Annotated in this window: 1 protein-coding gene and 1 tRNA gene; both read right to left on the reverse strand. The window is 67.9% G+C overall.

Annotation, left to right across the window (positions count from 1 at the left end):
• Positions 1 to 79: 79 nt before the first annotated feature.
• Positions 80 to 156 (reverse strand) — tRNA-Ile (locus EBO15_RS43480).
• A gap of 72 nt (positions 157 to 228) precedes the next feature.
• On the reverse strand, positions 229 to 751 hold a 523-nt coding region (locus EBO15_RS43485), incomplete at its 5' end, for a DUF3566 domain-containing protein (RefSeq protein ID WP_233616872.1).

Raw genomic sequence — 751 nt, forward strand, 5'->3', positions numbered from 1 at the left:
CCGGGTGACATTGGGGAAATGATCTCCACTATTCCCCCACTCAACGCGAAAACCCGCCGGTGATCCGGCGGGTTTTGGCTGGTGGGCGTACCAGGACTTGAACCTGGGGCCTCATCCTTATCAGGGATGCGCTCTAACCGACTGAGCTATACGCCCTCATCTGCGCCACCGTCTTGCGGCGACGCATGTGAGATTACCGCATGCCGGAGGGTGTGCGGTAATCGATTTTCACTCGGCCTCCTTGAGAGTGACCTCGACGCCGCCGACCAGGTCGGCGGCGAGGTTGTAGATCACCGAGCCGACCGTGGACAGGGCCGTGATCAGCATGACGTTCAGGGCCCCGACCAGGACGGTGTAGCCGACCACGCGGGGGAAGGAGAACCAGCTGCCGGCGTCGACGCCGCCGCTGTCCTCGCCCTGCTTGGCCGTGAGGTCCTGGACAGTGTTGGTGATCGCGTCGAAGACGCCGAGGCCGGACAGGATCATCCACAGGACGATGACGGCGACCAGCAGGACGACGAAGCAGACCAGCGACATCACGAAGCTGAACTTCATCACCGACCACGGCTCCAGCCTGGCGAGCTGGAGCTGGGCCTTGCGGCCCGACTTCCCGGACGCGGCCGGGCGCCCCTGGCCGGACGAGCCGGACCCCGACGGCGCGGGCCGGGTCGGCGGAGGCGTGGCCGGACGGTCCTTCAGGACGGTGCCGGCGAAGCCTCCCGCGCCCGGCGCCGGGGCGGCCGCGGCCGCC

This window comes from Actinomadura harenae (assembly GCF_003696215.1).
In the GTDB taxonomy this organism is placed as follows: Bacteria; Actinomycetota; Actinomycetes; order Streptosporangiales; family Streptosporangiaceae; genus Spirillospora; species Spirillospora harenae.